The following is a 22439-nucleotide window of genomic DNA, read 5'->3' on the forward strand; positions in this document are numbered from 1 at the left end:
CCCCTCGAGCATGAGCGGCGGGTTTGCCGTTGCTGTGCACTCTCGACTAGAATTGATCGTCGGTGCGCGTGACGCACCACGGCTGGTGATTCCTCTCAATGGGATGTCTGCGGGACTCGTTCTGCGGCAGCCAAGGGACAACCGCCGTTCGTTTGTTTTCAACAGAAAGAGGGTTCGACCATGGTCTATGCCATCGTCCGCGCCGGAGGCCACCAGGAAAAGGTGAGCGTCGGCGATATCATCACAGTCAACCGAATGAAGGCGAAGGCTGGAGACAGCGTCGAACTCGATGCCGTACTTCTTGTCGACGGTGAGACGGTCACGACCGATCCCGACGCACTGGCGAAGGTCTCGGTCAGCGCTGAGGTCGCCGGTGAACTCCGCGGTCCCAAGATTGTGATCCAGAAGTACAAGAACAAGACCGGGTACAAGAAGCGTCAGGGCCACCGCCAGGACCTCACCCGTCTGAAGATCACGAACATCAAGTAAGAGGAGACTTCTCACATGGCAAGCAAAAAGGGAGTCAGCTCGACCCGCAACGGTCGCGACTCGAACCCACAGTACCTCGGCGTGAAGCGCTTCGGCGGCCAGGCCGTCAAGGCCGGCGAGATCATCGTCCGCCAGCGCGGAACCAAGTTCCACCCCGGAGCCAATGTCGGCCGTGGAGGAGACGATACCCTCTTCGCTCTGACCGCCGGTGCCGTGGAATTCGGAACCCGCAACGGTCGCAAGATCGTCAACATCGTCGGAGCCTGATCCTTCCCGGATCCGTTCCGTCGTCAATATGATCTCTCCCTGAAAAGGGAGCATGAAGGGTGAGTCGAACGACTCACCCTTCATCTGATATAAGGACATTATGGCCACCGAGTTCGTAGACCGTGTCACCGTTCACCTCGCCGCAGGCGCAGGTGGGAACGGGTGTGCCTCGATCAGGCGCGAGAAATTCAAACCGCTCGGCGGGCCCGACGGCGCCGACGGCGGCAACGGCGGCAACATCATCTTCCGCGTCGACCGTCAGACCACCACCCTGCTTCCCCTGCACCACCGTCCGCACGTGCGTGCCGACGACGGCGGGATCGGCAAGGGCGATCTGCGCCACGGCGCCGACGGCAGAGACCTCATCGTCGACGTCCCCGAGGGCACCGTGGTGAAGAACACCAACGGTGACGTCATCGCCGACCTCGTCGAAGAAGGAACCGAATTCACAGCAGCCGCCGGTGGCCGCGGCGGTCTCGGCAATGCCGCGCTGGCTTCGACGAAGCGCAAGGCCCCCGGCTTCGCGCTCCTCGGAGAGCCCGGGCAGACCCTCAGCCTCGTGCTCGAACTCAAGACGATCGCCGATATCGCCCTCGTGGGATACCCATCGGCGGGCAAGTCGAGCCTCATCGCTGCGCTGTCGGCCGCCAAGCCGAAGATCGCCGACTACCCATTCACGACACTCGTGCCCAACCTCGGGGTCGTTCAGGCCGGCGACACGCGCTACACCGTCGCCGACGTTCCCGGACTCATCCCCGGCGCATCTGAGGGCAAGGGACTCGGCCTCGAGTTCCTCCGCCACGTCGAACGCTGTGCCGGCCTCGTCCATGTCATCGACATGGCCACGTGGGAGCCCGGACGTGATCCCGTCTCCGACCTCACGATCATCGAATCCGAACTCGCCGCCTATGCCGTCGACCTCGACGACGGGAGCGGACTCCTGCCGCTCTCGCAGCGCCCGAAGCTCGTGGCGCTGAACAAGATCGACATCCCCGACGGTCGCGACCTTGCCGATATCGTCCGGCCCGATCTCGAGGCCGCCGGATACCGGGTCTTCGAGATCTCGGCAGTCAGCCATGCCGGTCTGCGGGAACTCTCGTTCGCCATGGCCGAGCTCGTGCTCGCCGAACGGGAACGTCGCGCCGAGATCGAAGCGACACCGCAGCGCGTGGTCATCCGTCCGAAGGCCGTCGACGATCGCGGATTCGAAGTCCGTTCCGAACGCACCTCCGATGGCCCGCTGTTCCGCGTCCTCGGCGACAAGCCTCGTCGGTGGGTGCAGCAGACGGACTTCGGAAACGACGAAGCCGTCGGCTACCTCGCCGACCGCCTCGAGCACCTCGGCGTCGAAGAGGCTCTTTTCAAGGCCGGAGCGAAACCCGGCGACACCATCGTCGTCGGCGGAGACGACGGCGTCGTCTTCGACTGGGATCCCACAACCGTCGGCGGAGCCGAACTGCTCGGCTCCCGCGGATCGGACGCCCGACTCGACGAGGAAACGCGCTCCACACGCAAGGAACGCAAGGCCGCTTATCACGAGAAGATGGACGCGAAGGCCGCCACCCGGGCCGAGTTCGAACAAGAACGGTTGGCCGAACGAGCACACCGCGAGAGCCGCCTCGGTGCACCTGCGACAGAGTCTGGTGAGGGAGCCGGCGAGGAGTGAGCGCCGCAGCTCAGGCGGACTCTTCCGCAGGATCGTTCCGTGACGACATCGCCCGAGCCCGTCGCATCGTCGTCAAGGTCGGATCGTCCTCGCTGACGACGATCGACGGCGGACTCGACGAAGCCAAACTCATCGCGCTCACCGATGTCATCGGGGCGCATCGATCAGCCGGTCATGAGGTCATCCTCGTCTCCTCCGGCGCGATCGCGGCCGGACTGGAGCCGATGGGGCTGAAGAAGCGCCCTCGAGACCTCGCCAGCCAGCAGGCGGCGGCCGGGGTCGGTCAGGGACTGCTCATGGCCGCATACACGCGAGCGCTGGGACGCTACGACCTCGTTCCCGGCCAGGTGCTGCTCACCGCCGATGACCTGATCCGACGCACCCAGTACAAGAACGCGCAGCGCGCCATCGACAAACTCCTGGCCCTGGGCACGCTGCCCATCGTCAACGAGAACGACGCCGTGGCCACCGAGGAGATCCGCTTCGGAGACAACGACCGGCTCGCAGCCCTCGTCGCTCACCTGGCTCACGCCGATGCGCTCGTGCTGCTCTCCGATGTCGATGCGCTCTACTCGGGACCCCCGGATCAGCCCGGCTCCCGCCTGATCAGCCGTGTGCACGGACCCAGCGACCTCGATGACCTCGCCATCGGCGGTGTCGGGACGGCCGGAACCGGCACCGGCGGAATGGCCACGAAGGTCGATGCCGCCATCATGGTCGCCGATTCGGGGATCCCGGCGGTGCTGACCTCGGCACCGCAGGCCGCCTCGGCGCTGGCGGGGGAGACCGTGGGCACATACTTCGCTGTCACCCACAGACGACGGGGCACCCGCCTGCTGTGGCTGCGCCATCTCGCCCGGACCTTCGGCTCGGTCACGATCGACAGAGGAGCCGAAACAGCTGTGCTCTCCCGGGGGACGTCCCTGCTCGCCGCGGGAGTCACCTCCTGCAGCGGAGACTTCGAAGCAGGGGACCCGGTCGAGATCCGCAATCTCGACGACGAGGTCATCGCCCGCGGTATGTCGAACTTCTCCTCGGACGAGCTGCCGCTGATGTTCCGTTCCACGACCGAGGAACTTGGCACCCGTCTGGGAAATGATTACCGTAAAGAGGTCATCCATCGAAACGATCTCGTTCTCACACAGGTGAGCGGGGGGAGATAGCACATGACAGCAGCAGCCGAGATCCACCCGAAGACCGTGCGCGGAGTGACCCGCATCGTCCGCAACGCCAAATCCGCCTCGAGCCTGTTGGCAACGACCTCTACCGCCGAGAAGAATGCCGCTCTCGGCGCCATCGCCGAGGCGCTGCGCAGCAGCACCGACCGCATCGCCAAAGCCAACGACGCCGACATCGCCGCCGGCACCGAGAACGGAATGAGCGAGTCTCTGCTCGACCGTCTGCGCCTCGACGCCGATCGCATCGCGGCGATCGCGGACTCCGTCGAGGACGTCATCGATCTCGCGGATCCCGTCGGCGACGTCGTCGTCGGACGCACCCTGCCCAACGGCATCCGACTCACCCAGAACCGTGTGCCGATGGGCGTGATCGGAGCGATCTACGAAGCCCGTCCGAACGTCACCGTCGACATCGCCGTCCTCGCACTCAAATCCGGAAACGCCTCGGTCCTGCGCGGAGGATCGGCTGCACAGAACTCGAACACTGAGATCATCTCCATCCTCCGCCGCGCCGTCGAATCGGCGGGACTGCCTGCCGACTCGATCAACGGCATCGACCAGTACGGACGCGAAGGCGCGAACGTGCTCATGCACGCCCGCGACTACGTCGATCTGCTCATTCCCCGAGGCGGCGCCGACCTCATCAACATGGTCGTGCAGGAATCGATCGTGCCCGTCATCGAAACCGGTGTGGGCAATGTGCACATGTTCATCGACTCCACCGCCACTGTGAAGACCTCCGTCGACCTCGTCCTCAACTCGAAGACGCATCGACCCAGCGTGTGCAACTCACTGGAGACCCTCCTCGTGCATGAGAAAGCCGCGAAACGAGTGCTGCCGAAGATCCTGGAACGCCTCGACGGCGCCGGGGTCATCGTCCACGCAGACTCGGACGTCTCGGCACTGGCACCGGCAGGGATGAAGGTCCGACGGGTGTCGCGGCGAGACTGGGCCAAGGAGTACCTGGGACTGGAGATCGCCATCAAGCTCGTCTCCGGTATCGAAGAGGCCATCGACCATATCCGTGCCTACAGCTCCGGCCACACCGAGGTGATCGTGACGAAGGACCTCGACAACGCGGACACCTTCGTCACCGCCATCGATGCAGCGGCGGTGGGAGTCAACGTCTCCACGCGATTCACTGACGGGGGAGAGCTCGGCTTCGGTGCGGAGGTGGGCATCTCCACCCAGAAGCTGCATGCTCGCGGCCCCATGGGACTCGAACAGCTGACGACCACGAAATGGGTGATGATGGGCAACGGCCAGGTCCGTTCCTGAGCCCGAATCGACTCCGACACTCCGCGATCAGGGTACTCACCGCCCGACCAGGGGAGACATCGGAGAGGGAAGAATTCATGTCGATGCCGGATTCCCGGATGGTTCATGAGAAACTGAGAAGGTAACGACCCCGAAGCGCTCTGCGCGCGACGGATCACTGAGTAAGGAGAAATGACGTGAACGCAGCCATTATGGCCGCCGCGGCCGAAGGTGGGGAGCACGCAGCCCACGTGGAGCTGCCGATGGATCCGATCTGGTACGGACTCATCACCCTGGCGATCTTCATCACGATGGGCATTGTGTCTCGGTCGTGGAAGGGCATCTCGCACCGCCACTGATATGGCAGAGCACAGACGCAGAGTCGGTGTCATGGGCGGCACCTTCGACCCCGTCCACAACGGCCACCTCGTCGCGGCAAGTGAGGTCCAGGCGACCTTCGACCTCGACGAGGTGGTTTTCGTCCCCACGGGACGGCCGTATCAGAAGGACGTCGAAGAGGTCAGCAGCGCCGAGCACCGGTACCTGATGACCGTCATCGCCACGGCATCGAATCCGCGGTTCACCGTCTCCCGAGCCGACGTCGACAGACCGGGTCCGACCTACACGATCGATACGCTGCGCGACCTTGCCAGCAGCTACGGTCCCGATACCGAGTTGTTCTTCATCACCGGCGCGGACGCTTTGGCTCAGATCTTGACGTGGAAGAATGTGGATGAGCTGTTTTCCCTGGCCCATTTCGTCGGGGTCAGCCGGCCCGGGCACGAACTCCGCGGTGAGGGACTGCCGGTCGACCGACTGAGTCTCGTGCAGATCCCTGCGCTGGCGATATCGTCCACGGATTGCAGACAACGGGTGATGGATGGTGCACCCGTCTGGTACCTCGTACCGGACGGCGTAGTGCAGTACATCGCGAAATACGAGTTGTACAGGAGTGAGAATGGCTGAGGAGCAGTTCACGTCACGTCGAGCACGGCGGGAAGCCGAAAGGCTGGCGGCGGAACAGGCGTTCGAAGCACGAGAGGTTCCTGAGCAGCCGAAGGAGGCTCCGAACTCTCGCGCCGGACTCCTCAGTCCGCTGCCCCCGAAGAAGCCCGGTGCGAAACCCGCCGCCGAGACCAGTGACGACACCGCCTCGCGCATCGACCCCGAGCCCTCGCCGCGGACCAGCCATGAGCGCGGCGCCCTGGCATCGGATCACCCGCAGGAGTCCCGGCCGCCGGTACATGCCGAAGACCGTCTCGACCCGACAAGAACCCCGTTGCCGCACTTCCAATCGCGCGCTGAGAAGAAGCGATACCTGCGCGAACACGGACTTTCGCTGTACGGCGATCTGTCCACCGGCGCGATGCCCGTTGTGGCCGACGAGAAGGAACTGGCCGAACGCCAGGCCGCTGCCGAAGGTCGACTGACAGGACCGATCCCGGAAGTCTCGGAATCCGAATCCGCGGACTCGAGCTCGGAATCTGCGACGCCGACAGCAGACTCCGCCGAAACTAAAGCTTCGGCAGCCGCTGCGAAGGAATCGGCAGCCGATTCGCAATCCGACGCGAAGTCCGCTGTGACTGAGCACGAATCCTATGACACCGCCGGTTTCGGGGGAGCCTCCGACGAGGTCGCCGCCCGCGACTTCGAGGCGCCTGTCACGCCTGCCTCGGCTCCGCGGCCGACGACCGTGGAGAGCGAACCCTATGACGCACTGTCGATGCCGTACTCGGCTCTCGACGGCGACGCTCCTGCACTGGGCACCGAGGAAGAGGGCGAGAAGCCTGCCGAGACCCCGGACGAGCCGGACGCAGAGGATCAGAACACATCAACCGACAAGCCGACCACGGGTGCTGCCGCTGCAGCAACCCCCGCGGATGAATCTGCACCGGAAGACAAGTCGGCTGCGAAGCCTGAAGCAGATGCCGAGGACGAGTCCGAGCCTTCGTCTCGGTCGCGGCGGATGCCGATCGTGCAGCCGCCTTCGACATCCGGAGTCCGCGTCGTCACGGCCGCCTCGGCGCAGATCCCCGAGGTCGATGAACCTCGCAAGAGCGATGCTCGCGGACCGCAGACGCCGCTGTCCGGTCGTGCCGACGAGCCGCAGTCCGGCTCAGACTCCGGCAGGACCGATGATTCGGGCGGCGACGCAGGCTCCGACGACGCGGCACGCGCCCTGGCCGCCAATCCGGAGACCCGGCCGATGGACGCTGTGCCCGAAGCCTGGTCGCTGCCGAACGCCGACTACGAAGACGAAGAGACCGTCAACCCTCCCGGCTCACGCATCCGTGCCAGCTCGGTGACCGGGCAGGACGGTCAGATCCTCATGGGCGAAGAGCCTTCGAAGATGCCCTATATCGTCCTCGGCGTGGCCGCATTCTTCGCTCTTGCCCTCATCGTCATCGCCCTCGTCATGTTCCTCTGAGCAACACCCGGGACACACCACCTCGATAACCGCATCCATGCGAAAGGATCTTGTGAGCGAGATCGCCGAATCCACCCAGCTGCTTCGAACCGCGGCCAAAGCCGCGGACGAGAAGCTCGGAACCGACATCATCGGCCTCGATGTGAGCTCCACGCTCTACATCACCGACGCGTTCCTCATCGTCTCCGCCGACAACGAACGCCAGATCGGCGCGGTCATCGACGCGATCGAACAGGAAGTGCAGCTCGTCCACGACCGCACCCCGCTGCGCCGCGAAGGCCGGGGAGGGGACTGGGTGCTGCTCGACTTCGGCGAGATCGTCGTCCATGTCTTCTCCGCCGAACAGCGCGAATACTACGCGCTCGAGCGGTTGTGGAAGGACGTCCCGGTCATTGATCTGCAGCTGCCCGAACCCGGCTCGGACACATGACGAAGACCGTTCTGTTCTGGCGTCACGGACAGACGGACTTCAACGTCGCCGGACGGTTCCAGGGACAGTCCGACGTCCCCCTCAACGACACCGGCCGAGCGCAGGCCGATCAGGTCGCCAGGCGGCTCGCCGAACTCGAACCGGAACTCATCGTCTCCTCCGACCTCTCGCGCGCCGCTGCGACCGCCGACAGCTTGGCGACACACGTCGCTCTCGAACCCGTTCGCGATGAGCGGCTGCGCGAGACCGCCTTCGGCGAGTGGGAAGGCTCCACCCGCGCCGAGGTGGCGGAGACCTGGCCGGACGAACTCGCCGAATGGGCCTCCGGAGCCGATATCGCACCTCCCGGAGGAGAATCGCGTTCCCAGTCGGGTCGCCGCGTCGCCGACGCCATCACCGATATCGTGCGGTCCGCTGAAGCCTCGACGATCGCCATCGTCGCCCACGGTGCGGTGCTGCGCGCCGCCGCCGAAATTCTCCTGGAGATGAACGGGACCGGCCGGCTCGGGGTTCTCGGAAACTGCGGTCACGGAGAGTTCGGGTACACCGGCGACCGATGGGTCCTGCGCAGTTGGGGCACGCGCTCTCACTGAGTCCTTTGGTCGCACCGCTGCGGGTTCGATGATCGGCCGAACGCGCCCCTACGGTACCGGAAGACGGACATCCGTGCATCAGTGCCCGCTCTGACTCAGTTGTTCGTCTTCCGATGCGCAGCGACTGATCTGATGAGCTCGACCAGCGAGTCTGCCGACTTCGCCCAATCGAAGACCTGTGACTGACGCCTGCCGGCCGCGGACTGCTCCGCCCACCTGCCGGCATCGGTGAGCCGGTCGATCGCGTGCGCGATCGACCGCGGATCCTCAGGGTCGAAGTATTCGGCCGCCTCGGCGGCGATCTCCCGGAAGATCGGAATATCCGACACGGCCACGGGCACTCCCTTGGCCATCGCTTCAATCACGGGCAGACCGAAGCCCTCCTCCCGCGAAGCCGTGACCAGGGCAGTCGACTTGTCGAGCAGACGTGCATACTGCTCATCGCTGATTCCCCGATGGAAGACGACCCTCGCCCGGTCGGGAATGAGGGCTCGCAGCTGAGCTTCCCTCCGGCCATCGATGCGGCTGGCGATGTGCAGGGTCCACCCCGGCAGGTGCTCGAGCGCACGGATGAGGGATTCGACGTTCTTGTACGGCAGGAACGCACCCATGTAGATGAGCGTCTTCGCATCGTGTCGGTTCACGGTCCGCGCCGGCACAGCGACCGCCTCGGCGGCATTGGACACCACCTGCACCGGACGATCCGTCAACCGGTTTGCGGCGATGAGCTCTTTCGTCGTCTCGGAGACAGCTGCCACGGCATCGGCACGATTGAGCAGCAGCCGCTGCGGGAAGAAGCTCAAGTGATACGCCCGCCACAGCAGCCTCACCGGCAGCGGCAGGTCACCCGGCGGTTCGGGGTGGGAGTAGTAGATGAGGTCGTGGATGGTCAGGATGAGTCCGTAGCGGCGTCCGAACGAGCCCATCGTCTGCATCGTCGAGAACACGACATCGGCGCCTAGAGCATTGAGCTTCCCGGCGATGGCCACCTCGGCGGGGGAGGTGGGATCGCTCAGCTGCACCCACGAGCATTCGGGAAGCAGAGCCAACTGAGCCTCATCGCTGATGATCACGGTCACGTCGATCTCCGTGCCCTCGACAGCCGTCAGCAGGGCCGCGAGCAGACACGAACCGTACCGGGAGATCCCGTCGTGATGAGTCGTGCGGGTGAAGCGTGCGTCGAAGAAGACCGACAGCCTCGGGGATGATTGGGGGCTCTTTGTGCTTTTGCTCATGGAACTCCGAGTCGATAGTCTGAATCTTCGAAAGCCTGTGTCTATCAGTTTGCGCACGAAGGATCAGTGAGTGAAGGAACGATCACCTGTGCCCGCGGCCGTTGAGGCCCGGTCATGATCCTAACGCTAATCGCTCTGGCCGCACTCGTCGCACTCACCCCCGTTCTCACCCGTTCTGCGGGTCGGGAGAGCGGCTGGCCGCTGGCGATCGCCTATCTCGGCGTGGCAGCCCTGTTCACTCCCACCGCCGCCGAGGTGATGGCCGGGCGGAATCCGGAAGTGTCCTACCCCTGGATTCCCAGCCTCGGGGTGGACCTGGCGCTGCGCGCCGACGGAATCGGTGTCGTGTTCACCTATGTCGCGCTGATCATCGGTGCGGTCGTGTTCGTCTATTCGACGCGCTATCTCAGCCCTGGACGCAATACGAGCTTCTATTGGCTGATGGTGATCTTCACCTTCTCCATGGTCGCCCTTGTGTTGACCAACGATGTGCTCGTGCTGTTCGTGTGCTGGGAGCTGACGTCCCTGGCGTCGTTCTTCCTCATCGCCCGGTCCGGATCCCCCGGGCAGGCACCGGCCCTGCGGACGATGTTCTTCACCTTCATCGGCGGCCTCAGTCTGCTGGTGGCCACCGGAGTGATCATCGCCGTGACGGGGACGACGAACCTCGCGGAGGCTATCAGCTCCCCGGTGTGGGCGGGCCAGCCCGAAGTCACGACGCTCGTGGCCCTGCTCGTCGGCGTTGCAGCCATGACGAAGTCGGCTCAGTTCCCTTTCCACCCATGGCTGCCCGATGCGATGGCCGCCGCCACCCCTGTTTCGGCTTATCTGCATGCCGCAGCCGTCGTCAAGGCCGGTATTTTCCTCATGCTCCGGTTCTCACCGACCTTCCACGCCACGCCGGCATGGAACGTCCTGCTCGTGACGGCCGGACTCCTCACTGCCTGCCTGGGCGGCTGGTTCGCGCTCAACCAACATGACGTGAAGAAGCTCATGGCCTATTCGACAGTGTCCCAACTCGGGCTCATCACCGCGGTCATCGGTGTCGGCACCGAGGCTGCGATCGCCGCCGCCACCCTCCACGTCATCGCGCATGCACTCTTCAAGTCCGGCCTGTTCATGATGGTCGGCGTCGTCGATCACCTCGCCGGCACCAGAGACCTCGCACGTATTCCGAAGCTCATGCGCACCGCCCCGGCGGCGTTCACGGTGATGATCATCGGCTGTGCGTCCATGGCCGGGATTCCGCCGCTGTTGGGATTCGTGTCCAAGGAGGCTCTGTTCACTGCGCTGGGGGAGACCCCGGGCGGGCCCTGGGCCGGCTGGGTGGCTCTGCTCGTCGCCGTGGGTGCCTCGGTGCTCACCTTCGCCTACTGCGCGAAGACGGTCTGGGGCAGCTTCATCGACGGCCGCGAACCCGAGGAGCGCCGCATCCACCGCGGTTCACCCGTCATGCTCATCGCAGCGGCCCTGCCGATCCTGGCCTCGGTGCCGCTGAGCTTCGTCCTGTTCCTCCTCGACACCCCGCTCGACCAGGTGGTGCGGGCAGCGGTGCCGACAGCCTCGGAACACGTGCACCTGGCGCTGTGGCACGGGTTCAACATCGAACTGCTCGCCTCCGGGCTCATCATCGTCATCGGCGTGTTCATCATCCTCCGCCGATCACGAGTCTTCGTCTTCTTCCACAAAGCCACGCTGCCCTTCGACGGAGCCGATGTCATCGACTCACTGACGAAGACTCTCAAACGGCTGGGATACGGGCTCTCCGCTTTCGTCCGGCCGATGAACTCAGGGCCCTATCTCGCTCTGTCCCTGGGCGGACTGAGCGTGCTCGCCATCGGGGCCCTGCCTGTCGTCTTCGCCGAACTGCCGCCGCTGCAGGAGAACCTCAGCCGTCCGGTGGACATCATTCTGCTCATCCTCATCACCGTGGCTGTGCTCGTCCTCTGCACCTCGCACTCACGACTGACCACCGTTGTGGCGCTCTCGGCCATCGGCATCCTCGCCACCGTGCAGATCCTCGCTCTCGGCGCCCCCGACGTCACCCTGACACAGCTGCTCGTCGAAGCGATGACGATCATCGTCATCATGCTCGTGCTGCAGAAGCTGCCGCGCTCGTTCTGGAAGTACCCGAAGCGCAAGCAGACACCGCGTCTGCTCCTGGCGATCATCGTCGGCGCGAGCGTCGCCGGACTGACTCTGGCGCTCAACGGCCGTCGGGAACGCTCCGCCCTCGGCCAGTACTATCTCGACAAGGCTCCGGACATCAGCGGCGGAGACAACATCGTCAATACCATCCTCGTCGAATTCCGTGCACTCGACACCCTCGGTGAGCTGACCGTCCTCGGCATGGCCGGAATCGCCATCGTCGCGGTGATGTCGACGGTCAAGGACAAGTTCATCGACCCGCCGGCCGAGAACATCCCGGAACCGCCCAGGCCCCCGTGGGTGTCGATCCGCCCCAAAGGCACCACCGCATATCGAGCTGTCCACGAGGCGTGGCCGAACGTCATCCCTCTGCAGCTGACTCTGAAGGTTCTCGGGCCGCTGCTGGCGCTGAGCTCCCTGCTCATCTTCTGGCGCGGTCACAACTCCCCGGGAGGCGGATTCATCGCCGCCCTCGTCGGTTCCGCCGTCATCGGTCTGGCCTACCTGTCCACGCCGAAGGACCGGGCGCTCGGTCCGCCGCGTGCGCCGCTCTATCTCATCGGCTCCGGAGTCGCCACGGCGGTGGTCACAGGAATCATCGGTCTCCTGCTCGCCGGTTCGTTCCTCCAGCCCATGCACACGGAATTCGCCGGTCAGCATTGGACGACATCGATGCTCTTCGACGTCGGCGTCTACTTGGCGGTACTCGGCCTCATGCTGCTCTCGTTCAACCTCCTCGGCGTCTCGGACTCCGCGGCCACGCCGGCCGGAGACGATGTGCTCACCAACGGCATCATCCGCCGAGACGTCGAACGCACACGCGAACGTGCCGATGAACTGCTCTACGGTGAGCTGAGCGGTCCGATGGAGGCCATCCGCGGGGAACGCCCCGAACGCAGCCGCCGCCGCGGCGTCGAAGCGTCCGGGGAGGCGAAGGTGCGCGCGAATTCGACGCATATCCTCCACGGGGACCCACCAGCCGACGGAGATGAGGAGGAAGCATGATCCTGGCACTGACGATCGGCGTCCTCACCACAGGCGGCGTCTACCTCATGATGCAGCGCTCCATGGTCCGGGGAGTCTTCGGTCTCACCCTCATCTCCCATGCCGCGAACTTCATCCTGCTCTCGGCTGGCGTCGGCGCGTGGAGAGGGGAACCTCTGGCCGGGCGCGGTGACCTCGCCGAGGCGGCCGATCCGCTGCCTCAGGCCTTCGTCCTCACCGCCATCGTCATCACCTTGGCGGTGACCATCTTCATGCTCGCGCTGGCCGTGCTCGGCCACGATGACGATCAGAAACGCAATCCCGAGACAGGGGAGGAGCGCGACTCATGAACTCCGCACTGCTCCTCCTGCTCATCGGCATCCCGCTCCTGGCCTCGGCCCTGAGCGTGCTCATCACCTCACGCACCTTCGACCGGCTGCTCCTGCTCGCCGTTCCTGTGCTCGTCGGCGGCAGCGGCATCGTCCTGCTCGGGGTGCACGCCTCGACCCCGGTGATCGCCCATTCGGTCGGTGACTATGTGCCCGGCCTGGCGATCGTGTTCGTCTCGGACACGTTCACCGCGCTCATGCTCGTGCTCACCTCGCTCGTAGCGCTCGTCAGCAGCCTGTTCCTCATCTCCACCGGAGAGGACCAGTACAGATTCGTCCCGGCCCTCATCCTGATGATGCTCACCGGCGTCTACGGTGCGCTGCTGACCGGTGATCTGTTCAACTTCTTCGTCTTCGTCGAAGTGATGATGCTGCCCGCTTACGCTCTCATCGCCGTCACCGGCACCTGGCGCAGGCTCGGCATCGGACGTCTCTACGTCATGGTCAACCTGCTGACCTCGACGATGCTGCTCATCGGTGTCGGGTTCGTCTACGGAGCCACCGGAACCGTCAACCTCGCCGTCCTGGCAGATCAGGGCCGCCCGACCGGACAGGCCGCGATCGCTCTGGGCGTGGTGCTGCTCTCCCTGTTCGTCAAGGCCGGCGGCGCGCCCTTCCACGGGTGGCTCGTCCGCTCCTATCCGAACACCTCGGCGGGCATGATGTCACTGTTCTCCGGTCTGCATTCGAAGGTCGGGCTCTATGCGATCTATCGCATCTACACCACCGTCTACGGTGAACCTGCCCCGTGGGCGACCGTCATCCTCATCGTCGCGGTGGCCAGCATCCTCATCGGTGCGATCTCCGGATTCGGGCAGGTGCGGGTGCGCAACGTGCTCGGATTCCAGATGACGGCCGGTGTGGGCCATATCCTCATCGGCGTCACACTGCTGACTTCGGCGGCTCTCGGTGCCGGTGCCTTCTACATGATGCACCACATGATCACGATGGCAGGCCTCCTGCTCATCATGGGTGCCGTCGAACAGACCTACGGCACCGGTTCCTTCCGCAAGCTCTCGGGCCTCGCCTCACGAGAGCGGTGGGCGACCGTCCTCATGATCCTCGGACTCTTCTCACTCGTCGGTCTGCCGCCGACCTCGGGACTGTGGGGCAAGGTCGGACTCGTCAGGGCCTCCACGGACACAGGCGGCGGCTTCGGATGGGTCCTGGTCGCCGTCATCGTCGCGGGCGCACTGATCAGTCTGCTGGCGCTTCAGCGCACCTGGCGCAACACCTTCTGGGGACCGCCGATGCAGACGTACCGTCCCGACTCGGCTGAGACCGGGCGTGCCCCGGCCGAACCGATCACGCGCAGCGTGCGCATCCCGGGCCGACTGCTGGTGCCCGCCACGATCATGATCGGGCTGTCCGTTGCGCTCTTCTGCTTCCCGGAGCCTCTGCTCGCCCTCACGCATCGGGCAGCCGAAGGTCTGCTCGATCACAGTGACTACATCGAGGCGGTGATGGCACCGTGATGCGAGTCATCCACGGCATCTCATACGTCGGCTTCATCGTCTGGGCGATCATCACGGGCTCGGCGACCATCATCTCCCGACTCTTCCGCAGCGACTACGCCCAGCCGATGATCGTCGAACTGCCGATGCGTTGCGCCACCGACCTCGAAGTCACGCTCTTCGCATCGTCGATCACCATCACTCCCGGCACCCTGGTGACAGCGATCGCCGCCGGCACGTCGACGACCCCGCCGGTGATCTTCGTCCATGCTCTGTTCGAGGAGTCGGAGGAATCCGCTCTCGACGGACTCATCGATATGGAATCCCGACTGCTGTCCATGACCCGCGGACGAGCACCGGGGCCACACGCCGATCCGCAGGGAGGCCGTCCGTGATCGTCATCGCAAGCATCTGTGCGGTCATCCTCGCCGCCGCCATCATCATCGGCCTCATCCGCGTGCTCACTGCTCGCGATCAGGGCTCACGCGCGGTGGTCTCGGACCTCATCTACTTCTCGGCGATCGCCATCGTCACCATGCTCGGCATCACCGTGTCCTCGTCGATCGTCCTCGATGTGATCTTCCTGTCGTCCATGGTGGGCATCCTCGCCACGATCGCTCTGTCCCGAATCCTCACGAGGGGGCACCGCTGATGAATGAAGCACTCGCCACGACCCTCGTCGGGATCTTCGGAATCACCGGCTCCCTGCTGCTGCTCGGCTCCGCTCTGGCGATGTTCAGGGTCCGTGATGCCCTGTCTCGGATCAATGTGTTCTCTCCGGCCACCGGACTGGGTATGCCGTTCATCGTCATCGCGGCCTTCATCTACGACCTCTACGCGTCCGGGTTCTCCTGGAGTTCGCTGATCATGGCGGTCATCGCCGTGCTGTGCCTGATCATCGTGTCCTCGGTTGCGAGCAACACCCTGGCCAGGTCGGCGGTGCTCTCCGGACAGCCGGTATTCCGGAAGACGTCACCGAATCGGCTGGCAGCGCCGCCCGAAGGGGTTGTCGACATCGACCCCGACGCGACGGACTCCTGAGCCGACTCAGTCAGTCGGGTCTGCCCGGCCATTGATCACGTGAGCTCAGTTCCGTCCGGTCGTGCGCATCGTGATGTTGATCCTGCCCCCGCCGAGGTGGTTCAGTCGTCCCGCATCCGGTGCAGTTCCCGGCTGGATCGACCTGACCCCGTGGTAGGCGAAGCGGGCAGGGCCGCCGAAGACGAAGGCGTCACCCGAGGCCAACCGCAGATCCTCGAAGGGACGGTTACGTGTCTCCGTGTTCCCGAACCGGAAGAGGCACGTATCGCCCAATGACAAGGAGACGACAGGAGCAGGGTCGAATTCGTCCTTGTCTTGGTGCATACCCATCTTCGCGTGCTCGTCGTAGTAGTTCACGAGGGCCACATCCGGGTGGTAGTCGGCGGGGTCGAATCCCCACGCGGCGGCTGTACCCGGGGCGAGATCCGGTGCAGCCTCGACGACCGCTGCTGTGGACTGCAGAACCTGGCGGCCCAGACGGGTCATCCAATCGGGGAAGGGCAGCACCACCTTGTCGTTGACGTCGACGGCGCGGCGGTCGTAGCGCCCGGGCTGCCAATGCCAGCCCAGCCCGATCGTCGTGACACTCATCGGATGCCCTGCGATCGTCGTCGCATGGGGAGGAACCGGACCGGACTGCCAATCGGCATAGCGGGCGATGATCCACTGCTGCGCCTCGGCGCTGAGGAAACCCGGTACCCAGACCGCGCCGGGGGCGACGATTCTCGGTCGGCGGTCGAAGGCCTCATCGGCGAAGAGCGAATCCATGTCTACCAGGATGCCAGAGCGGGATCTAGAATGATCACGAGACCCGAGGAGACGCGATGAACGCAGCCAACACGCAATTGATCTTCCTCCACGGCGCCGGTGAGCGCGCCGATGTCTGGGACGACGTCATCGCCGAACTGCCGGCCGATTGGTCGTGCAACGCCATCGACCTCGGCGAACTCGGCGTCATCGACGACGGAATGTTCGACTTGTCCGACGCCGCGGATCGAGTTCTACAGAGGATCGAAGCGGAGCAGTCGACAGTGGTCTGCGGACTCTCTCTCGGTGCGATGGTGGCGACGGTGGTCGCGGCTCGAGCCGACCCCGGCGCACTCGACGCGCTGATTCTCTCCGGTGGACAGGTGAGGCCGCCGAAGTGGATGATGCGCCTGCAATGGCAGATCTCCATCCGACTGCCGGAACGGGCATTCGCCGCATACGGTTCGACGAAGTCCGAGACCTTGGCCATGTACGCGGCGGTCGAAGCCGCCGATCTGCGGGACCGCCTCGGCGAGGTGAGGGTGCCGACTGCAGTGTGGTGCGGAACGCGGGACATCGCGAACAGGCCTGCGGCCAGGGAGTTGGCGGAAGGCATCGACGGAGCCGAACTCCGGTTCGTCCCCGGGATGGGCCATGACTGGCACCGCAGTCATCCGGCGGCTTTCGCAGCGCACCTGCGCGAATTCCTCTCTGCCACGTCGGCACGCACGCCGCGGGGCCGGTGACATTCGGTCACCGGCCCCGCGGAGTCGACGATGGATCGCCGATCCGTCCGACTCGGACGTTCTCGGACTCAGAGTTCGCCGACCGGCACCTGTTCGTCGGCGAGGCGGTCGGCGCTGACTTCCTTGCCGATGAGGGCGCGGAGCTCGTCGCCGTAGTCCCAGACATTGACGTTCATGGCCGCGGTGACCTTGCCGGCTCGGTGCCAGAACACGATGAATTCGCCGCTGGACTTGTCGCCGCGGATGACGACGTCGTCCTCGGATTCGCCTTGACCGACGTATTCCATGCCGAGGTCGAACTGGTCGGTGTAGAAATACGGCTGCCAGTCGTAGGTCTTGGTCCCGCCGCTGATCGTCGAGGCTGCGACCTCGGCCTGGCGAACTGCATTGTCCCAGTGCTCGACGCGCAGACGTTCACCGCGCAGAACGTTCTTCGCATTCGCGATATCGCCGATGGCAAAGATGCTGCCATCAGAGGTGCGCATCTGTTCGTCGACGATCACGCCGTTCTCGGTCGTCAAACCCGCCGAGGTGGCCAGATCGACGGCGGGATCCGCGCCGATTCCGATGACGACGAGATCGGCGGGTACACTTCCGGCAGACGTTTCGACGGCCTCGACAGCGGAGTCACCGGTGAAGGCTGTCGTGTCCGCGTTCTTGAGGAAGTTCACTCCGTTCTTTCGGTGCAGGTCTTCGAAGTACTCTCCGAGCTCCTGCCCGAGGACACCGGAGAGCGGGGGAGCATCGGTGTGGAGGATGACCGTGACATCGCAGCCGTGAGACTTCGCTGCGGCCGCAACTTCGAGGCCGATCCAGCCGCCGCCGATGATCGCGACCTTCTTGCCCTCACCGAACTGGGACCGGATGGCCACGGCATCCCCGGCGTCGCGGAGAGTGTGGATATTGCCCAGTTGAGCGCCGGGGACATCAAGAGTTCGGGGCACCGATCCGGTCGCGAGGATCACCTGACCATAGGACAGGTCACCGCCGTTGTCGAGAGTAAGGGTCTGAGCATCTGTGTCGACCGCGGTCACCGAGGTGCCGAAGAACGTCTCGACGTCGTGGGCCGAGTACCAGTCTTCTCCTCGGAGGGCCGAGTCGGCGGGATCCGAACCCTCGATCATCACCTTCTTCGACAGATCCGGGCGGTAGTACGGAGCTGCGGGATCGGTGCCGACGAGCGCGATCCGAGCGGTGTAACCGGCATCCCGCAGCGATTCGACCACGGTGCCTCCTGCCAGGCCTGCGCCGATGACGACTGTTCCGAATTCTTCTGCCATTGTCGGTCCTTTCGTAGAGGGGACTCTCGTTCGACTGTACTCGCCGAGTTCAAGTGGCTCCACCGGGCCCGCCCCAGGTGACACACTGTGCCTCACGAGGTCCCATACCGCTCGTGCGATTTTGATCAAGGGCAGGGGGCAGGCGTAAGCTGAAGTCGAAAAGGGGCTATAGCTCAGTTGGTAGAGCGTCTCGTTCGCAATGAGAAGGTCAGGGGTTCGATTCCCCTTAGCTCCACGCATCTCTCCGTCGAGTCGTTCGATGCCGAATATTGCGTTGTGGACCTCATGCAATCGAAGCCGGACGCCGGGTCAGGCGGCGCGTCGAAGCGAGCAGAGTCAGGACGGACGTGGAATGGACACGAAGACGGCGACCATGACCGGCGTCCTGGGCCTTGCCGGGGTTGCCCATTTCGCCCGACCCAAGCTCTTCGACTCCATCGTCCCGCCTCGGTTGGGCAATCCACGTTTCTGGACCATAGCCAGCGGCGTCGCCGAACTCGGTTGTGCAGGGCTGTTGGCCAACCCGGCCACCCGGCGCCTCGGCGGTGTCGCTTCTGCCGCGCTCATGGTCGGCGTCTTCCCGGCCAACATCTACACAGTGGTCAAGCAGTGGGACAATCCGAAGGGCCGAGCCATCGCCTGTGCGAGACTGCCTCTGCAGATCCCGCTCGTGTGGGCATCGGCGGCGATTGCCGCTGAATCCGACTGATTCTCCTCCTGCACACCCGAACCTCCTGCCGCGATCAGTCCTGAGCTGACCGTTCGCGACGCCCCCTACACGCCGCCCGTCCTCCTCGCAGAGTGAAGACCTGGCTGCAAGGTTCCGGATCATCTGTTGCAGGCCCTCACCAACCGTGACATATTCGACTCATGGTGGGGAATCTTCCAAGCAATGTCGAGACTTTGGCCGAAATGCACTTCTCTGCGGCCACAGCTGCCTTCCAGATCGAAGGGGCGCGCAGCGCAGATGGTCGCGGCCGCAGCATCTGGGATGACTTCGTTGACACGCCCGGCAACATCATCGACGGCAGCACTGCCGAACCCGGTCCCGACAGCTATCACCGCTTCGATGACGATATCGCGATGCTTGCCGACCTCGGTGTCGACCGGTACCGGTTCTCCATCTCCTGGACCCGTGTCATTCCGAATGCCAGGACGGACGCCTCGGTGAATTCGGCGGGGCTCGACTACTACGACCGCCTTGTCGACGGACTCCTCGCCGCCGGGATCGCACCCGAACCGACGCTCTACCACTGGGACCTGCCGGTCGCACTCGAGGCGAACGGCGGATGGCTCAATCGCGACACAGCCCACCGCTTCGGTGACTATACGCAAGTGGTAGCCGGTCGCCTCGGTGACCGTGTCCGTCATTGGTACACGATCAACGAACCCGCATCGACATCGCTGCAGGGCTATGCGCTGGGGGAACTGGCCCCCGGGCGTACTCTGCTCTTCGACTCTCTGCCCACGGTCCACCACCAGCTGCTGGCCCACGGGATCGCCGCTCCAATTCTGCGCGAACACGGCGCAGTTCAAGCGGCGCCGACTCTCAACCACAGTCTCGTCCTCCCCGCTTCCGAGTCTGCCGACGACCATGCTGCGGCCGACCTGCTCGATGCGATTCACAACCGCCTCTTCACTGACCCGTTGCTCACTGGCCAATATCCCGACCTCAGCCCCTTCGGCGTCGAACTGCCGGTGGCCGACGGCGATATGGACCTGATCTCCGCACCGAACGAGGTCTACGGCTTCAACTACTACAATCCGACCACGGTCCGTGCCTCGACAGGACCGGTGCCGTTCGAGATGGTGCCCACCCCCGGGGCGCCCGTGACCGGGTTCGGTCCCATGTGGCCGATCCGACCGGACACGATGCGCGACTTCCTCATCGACATGGGTCGACGCTACGGGTCCGCACTGCCGCCGATCATCATCACCGAGAACGGAGCCTCGTTCCCCGAACCCGACACCACCGATACGGAGATCATTGATTCCGAGCGGATCGACTATCTGCGTGACCACCTCGGCGCGGTGAGTGAAGCGAAGGCAGCAGGTGTGCGCATCGACGGGTACACCGTCTGGTCGCTGTTGGACAATTTCGAATGGGCCGAAGGATGGAGCCAGCGCTTCGGCCTCGTACATGTCGATATGAACACCGGAACGCGGACACCGAAGGCGTCCTTTCGCTGGTATCGGGATCTCATCTCCGCGGTTCGGCCATGAGCGCGGTCAGCCCTCCGCCCCACCCAGGCGGCTCCGTTTCGCGAGTACGTGTATCGGTTGGGTGGATGGTGTGGTTCACACTCGCCTGGTTGGCGATCTGGACGGTTCAGCTGACACCGATCCAACTCCTCCTGCCACTTCAGCTCGACACTCAGAGCGGACACTGGATCGACGGAGTCGTCTGGTCCGGACTCGTCCTCTCGGCCGGCGGCCTGGCAGGTATCGCTGCCGCCCCCGTGGCCGGTCGGCTCTCTGACCGCACCCGTTCGCGGTACGGTCGGAGACGTCCTTGGGCGATCGGAGGATCGGTGCTCGCCGCACTCGGTCTCGTCCTCACCGGCAGCGCGGAAGGACCCCTGCTGGTCGGGGCGGCGTGGGTGGTCGCCTCGGTCGGCGTATCCGTGGCTTCTTCGGCGCTGACTGCACTCATCGCCGATCAGCTCGATGACCAGCGCGGTGCAGCCTCCGCTGCGGCCAGCTCGGCTCAAGCCGTCGGCGTCGTCGTCGGCGTCGCCACGATCGTGCTGCTCGGCCTGAGCGCCGGCGCATCCTATGCGGTGCTCGCCTGCTTCATCCTCGTCATCGGCACGGTCACTGCGCTACTGCTGCCCGATCCGCCGCTGCCGCATGCCGCCGTGCTCGAGTTCCATGCCCGTCGTGATCTCATTCGGCCGCGAGTGTCCTCACTTGTCGACCCGAGCTTCACCCGCCTGCTCCTCAGTCGCTTCATCGTCAACGTCGGCAATTCGTTCGGAACGTCGCTGCTGCTGTTCTTCCTGCTCTACGGGATCATGATCCCCGCCGCCGACGCCGAGGACCGCCTGCTCATCCTCATCGTCATCTACACGGTCTTCGTGGTGGCGGCCTCGATCCTCGTCGGCATGGTCACGGACAGACGAGGCAGCCGACGTTTCTGGACAGTCGTCGCCGCACTCGTCCAGGCCTGTTCGGGAATCATCATCCTCATCAGCCCGAACTTCACCATGACAGCAGTGGCGGCCGGAGTCATGGGTGCCGGATACGGAGCCTATATGGCGGTCAGCCTCGCCCTGGCCACGGATCTGCTGCTCGACCCGGACGACCATGCTCGCGACCTCAGTCTCGTCAACAGTTCCGCGAACCTCGGCCAGCTGATCGGTCCGCTCCTGGGCGCCGGGCTCGTTGCCTTGGTCGGTGGGTTCTGGCTGCTCTTCGCGGCCGCCGCGGTCGTCTCCGTGCTTGGGGCAGGACTGACGCTGACTGTGCACCCCTCACGTGCCGTGCTGCGGGCTCCGCAGCCGGACTGAAGCGCATCCGACTCGTCGGTCGGATGGGCTCTGGCTCAGGCCAGCCCGAGCAGCTTTCCGCTCTTCGACAGTTCCGGGTCCGTACATGAGGACAGATCGAAGCAGCAGGGACGACGTTTGCCGGACTCGAGCTTCGAGATTGCGACGTCGACACGGCGTGCCCGTGTATCGGCGCTCTTCGTCGACTTGATCCAGCGCACCCATTCCCACCGGGCCATCGGCGTGAGTCCGGCCCAGACATCGTCGAGATCACCGGCACCGTCGAGCGCCGCACGGAGGTCTGAGGGAACCGTCACCTCCGGCCAGTTCTTCGTCGGCGTCAGGCCGACCTCGATCCCCGCTCCTTCTCTCTTCCCAAGCTTCTCCCACTGGTCGTCATCGAGACTGATCCAATGACCGCGACGTCCGTCGGGTTCGATGACAGTGCTGAATTCGGTGCCGTCGAGGGTGCCCGTGACTGCGACCTGGCCGCGTGAGGGCAGCTGATCGCTGGCGTCCTGAGGCAGGCGCAGAATCGGCCGGTCGAAGAGCAGCTCGGCGTTCGCAGTGAAAGTGACGTCGGCAGTCGTGGCGGTCATGGTGACTCCTCAAAGTACGG

At 64.7% G+C, this 22439-nt stretch carries 24 protein-coding genes and 1 tRNA gene; 21 read left to right on the top strand and 4 right to left on the bottom strand.

Annotated elements, in window-relative coordinates:
* Positions 1-180 precede the first annotated feature (180 nt).
* From rplU to ACVZTU_RS08500, 10 genes are all read left to right on the top strand, one after another.
* Positions 181-489, top strand: a complete 309-nt coding sequence (gene rplU, locus ACVZTU_RS08455) for a 50S ribosomal protein L21 (protein ID WP_025776790.1) — start codon at positions 181-183, stop codon at positions 487-489.
* Between the two features lie 15 nt (positions 490-504).
* The gene (gene rpmA / locus ACVZTU_RS08460) at positions 505-756 is read left to right on the top strand and encodes a 50S ribosomal protein L27 (RefSeq protein WP_025776788.1); all 252 of its coding nucleotides are present in this window, start codon (positions 505-507) and stop codon (positions 754-756) included.
* Positions 757-856: 100 nt separating this feature from the next.
* Complete coding sequence (gene obgE / locus ACVZTU_RS08465) at positions 857-2422, top strand: GTPase ObgE (protein WP_139907960.1); 1566 nt, start codon at positions 857-859, stop codon at positions 2420-2422.
* The gene (proB, locus tag ACVZTU_RS08470; protein WP_139907962.1) at positions 2419-3585 is read left to right on the top strand and encodes a glutamate 5-kinase; all 1167 of its coding nucleotides are present in this window, start codon (positions 2419-2421) and stop codon (positions 3583-3585) included. Before obgE ends, proB begins: the two co-directional genes overlap by 4 nt.
* 3 nt (positions 3586-3588) lie before the next feature.
* Positions 3589-4878: a glutamate-5-semialdehyde dehydrogenase gene (locus ACVZTU_RS08475; RefSeq protein WP_139467039.1), complete on the top strand. Its 1290-nt coding sequence runs from the start codon at positions 3589-3591 to the stop codon at positions 4876-4878.
* Positions 4879-5054: 176 nt separating this feature from the next.
* Entirely contained in the window at positions 5055-5216 is a 162-nt protein-coding gene (locus tag ACVZTU_RS08480) for a hypothetical protein (protein ID WP_167443897.1), read from the top strand.
* A 1-nt stretch (position 5217) separates the two neighbouring features.
* A complete protein-coding gene (gene nadD, locus ACVZTU_RS08485; RefSeq protein ID WP_139467041.1) occupies positions 5218-5823 on the top strand; it encodes a nicotinate-nucleotide adenylyltransferase in 606 nt (201 codons plus the stop codon).
* Positions 5816-7285 carry a prolipoprotein diacylglyceryl transferase gene (locus ACVZTU_RS08490; protein ID WP_139907963.1) on the top strand — a complete coding sequence of 490 codons (1470 nt, stop codon included), beginning with the start codon at positions 5816-5818 and terminating at the stop codon, positions 7283-7285. Before nadD ends, ACVZTU_RS08490 begins: the two co-directional genes overlap by 8 nt.
* A 52-nt stretch (positions 7286-7337) precedes the next feature.
* Complete coding sequence (rsfS, locus tag ACVZTU_RS08495; protein WP_229663911.1) at positions 7338-7715, top strand: ribosome silencing factor; 378 nt, start codon at positions 7338-7340, stop codon at positions 7713-7715.
* Positions 7712-8308, top strand: a complete 597-nt coding sequence (locus ACVZTU_RS08500) for a histidine phosphatase family protein (RefSeq protein WP_139907964.1) — start codon at positions 7712-7714, stop codon at positions 8306-8308. Before rsfS ends, ACVZTU_RS08500 begins: the two co-directional genes overlap by 4 nt.
* Before the next feature lie 95 nt (positions 8309-8403).
* Here the strand turns inward: ACVZTU_RS08500 and ACVZTU_RS08505 are convergent, their stop codons facing one another.
* Positions 8404-9543, bottom strand: coding sequence for a glycosyltransferase family 4 protein (locus tag ACVZTU_RS08505; RefSeq protein WP_180987862.1), 1140 nt, complete (start codon positions 9541-9543; stop codon positions 8404-8406).
* A 114-nt stretch (positions 9544-9657) separates the two neighbouring features.
* Between ACVZTU_RS08505 and ACVZTU_RS08510 the strand changes: the two genes are divergently transcribed.
* From ACVZTU_RS08510 to ACVZTU_RS08535, 6 genes are read left to right on the top strand one after another with little or no spacing between them, the layout of a single operon-like run.
* Complete coding sequence (locus tag ACVZTU_RS08510) at positions 9658-12696, top strand: DUF4040 family protein (RefSeq protein WP_139467046.1); 3039 nt, start codon at positions 9658-9660, stop codon at positions 12694-12696.
* Entirely contained in the window at positions 12693-13025 is a 333-nt protein-coding gene (locus tag ACVZTU_RS08515; RefSeq protein WP_139467048.1) for a sodium:proton antiporter, read from the top strand. The genes ACVZTU_RS08510 and ACVZTU_RS08515 overlap by 4 nt, the downstream gene beginning before the upstream one ends.
* The gene (locus tag ACVZTU_RS08520; protein WP_139907965.1) at positions 13022-14539 is read left to right on the top strand and encodes a monovalent cation/H+ antiporter subunit D family protein; all 1518 of its coding nucleotides are present in this window, start codon (positions 13022-13024) and stop codon (positions 14537-14539) included. The genes ACVZTU_RS08515 and ACVZTU_RS08520 overlap by 4 nt, the downstream gene beginning before the upstream one ends.
* Positions 14539-14913: a Na+/H+ antiporter subunit E gene (locus tag ACVZTU_RS08525; RefSeq protein WP_139467420.1), complete on the top strand. Its 375-nt coding sequence runs from the start codon at positions 14539-14541 to the stop codon at positions 14911-14913. The genes ACVZTU_RS08520 and ACVZTU_RS08525 overlap by 1 nt, the downstream gene beginning before the upstream one ends.
* Positions 14910-15170: a monovalent cation/H+ antiporter complex subunit F gene (locus ACVZTU_RS08530; RefSeq protein WP_139467051.1), complete on the top strand. Its 261-nt coding sequence runs from the start codon at positions 14910-14912 to the stop codon at positions 15168-15170. Before ACVZTU_RS08525 ends, ACVZTU_RS08530 begins: the two co-directional genes overlap by 4 nt.
* Positions 15170-15559, top strand: coding sequence for a cation:proton antiporter (locus ACVZTU_RS08535; protein ID WP_482401714.1), 390 nt, complete (start codon positions 15170-15172; stop codon positions 15557-15559). The genes ACVZTU_RS08530 and ACVZTU_RS08535 overlap by 1 nt, the downstream gene beginning before the upstream one ends.
* Before the next feature lie 45 nt (positions 15560-15604).
* Here ACVZTU_RS08535 and ACVZTU_RS08540 read toward each other — a convergent pair whose 3' ends face one another.
* A complete protein-coding gene (locus ACVZTU_RS08540) occupies positions 15605-16327 on the bottom strand; it encodes an alpha-ketoglutarate-dependent dioxygenase AlkB family protein (RefSeq protein ID WP_139467053.1) in 723 nt (240 codons plus the stop codon).
* Between the two features lie 56 nt (positions 16328-16383).
* Here ACVZTU_RS08540 and ACVZTU_RS08545 point away from each other — a divergent pair, with 56 nt between their 5' ends.
* Positions 16384-17052, top strand: a complete 669-nt coding sequence (locus tag ACVZTU_RS08545; protein ID WP_139907966.1) for an alpha/beta fold hydrolase — start codon at positions 16384-16386, stop codon at positions 17050-17052.
* Between the two features lie 68 nt (positions 17053-17120).
* On the opposite strand, the gene ACVZTU_RS08550 is transcribed toward ACVZTU_RS08545, so the two are convergent.
* The gene (locus ACVZTU_RS08550; RefSeq protein ID WP_139907967.1) at positions 17121-18332 is read right to left on the bottom strand and encodes an NAD(P)/FAD-dependent oxidoreductase; all 1212 of its coding nucleotides are present in this window, start codon (positions 18330-18332) and stop codon (positions 17121-17123) included.
* Between the two features lie 162 nt (positions 18333-18494).
* Between ACVZTU_RS08550 and ACVZTU_RS08555 the strand changes: the two genes are divergently transcribed.
* The 4 genes from ACVZTU_RS08555 to ACVZTU_RS08570 all read left to right on the top strand — a co-directional run bounded on the left by ACVZTU_RS08555 (position 18495) and on the right by ACVZTU_RS08570 (position 21841).
* A tRNA-Ala gene (locus ACVZTU_RS08555) sits at positions 18495-18567 on the top strand.
* Positions 18568-18684: 117 nt separating this feature from the next.
* Positions 18685-19041 (top strand): DoxX family protein, encoded by a 357-nt coding sequence (locus ACVZTU_RS08560; RefSeq protein WP_229663912.1) that lies wholly within the window; start codon positions 18685-18687, stop codon positions 19039-19041.
* 203 nt (positions 19042-19244) lie between these two features.
* Positions 19245-20555: a GH1 family beta-glucosidase gene (locus tag ACVZTU_RS08565; protein WP_482401715.1), complete on the top strand. Its 1311-nt coding sequence runs from the start codon at positions 19245-19247 to the stop codon at positions 20553-20555.
* 65 nt (positions 20556-20620) lie between these two features.
* Entirely contained in the window at positions 20621-21841 is a 1221-nt protein-coding gene (locus ACVZTU_RS08570; protein WP_482401716.1) for an MFS transporter, read from the top strand.
* A gap of 35 nt (positions 21842-21876) precedes the next feature.
* On the opposite strand, the gene ACVZTU_RS08575 is transcribed toward ACVZTU_RS08570, so the two are convergent.
* Positions 21877-22419, bottom strand: a complete 543-nt coding sequence (locus ACVZTU_RS08575) for a YdeI/OmpD-associated family protein (protein ID WP_482401717.1) — start codon at positions 22417-22419, stop codon at positions 21877-21879.
* Positions 22420-22439: the final 20 nt, after the last annotated feature.

Source organism: Brevibacterium sp. OS20 (assembly GCF_056837565.1).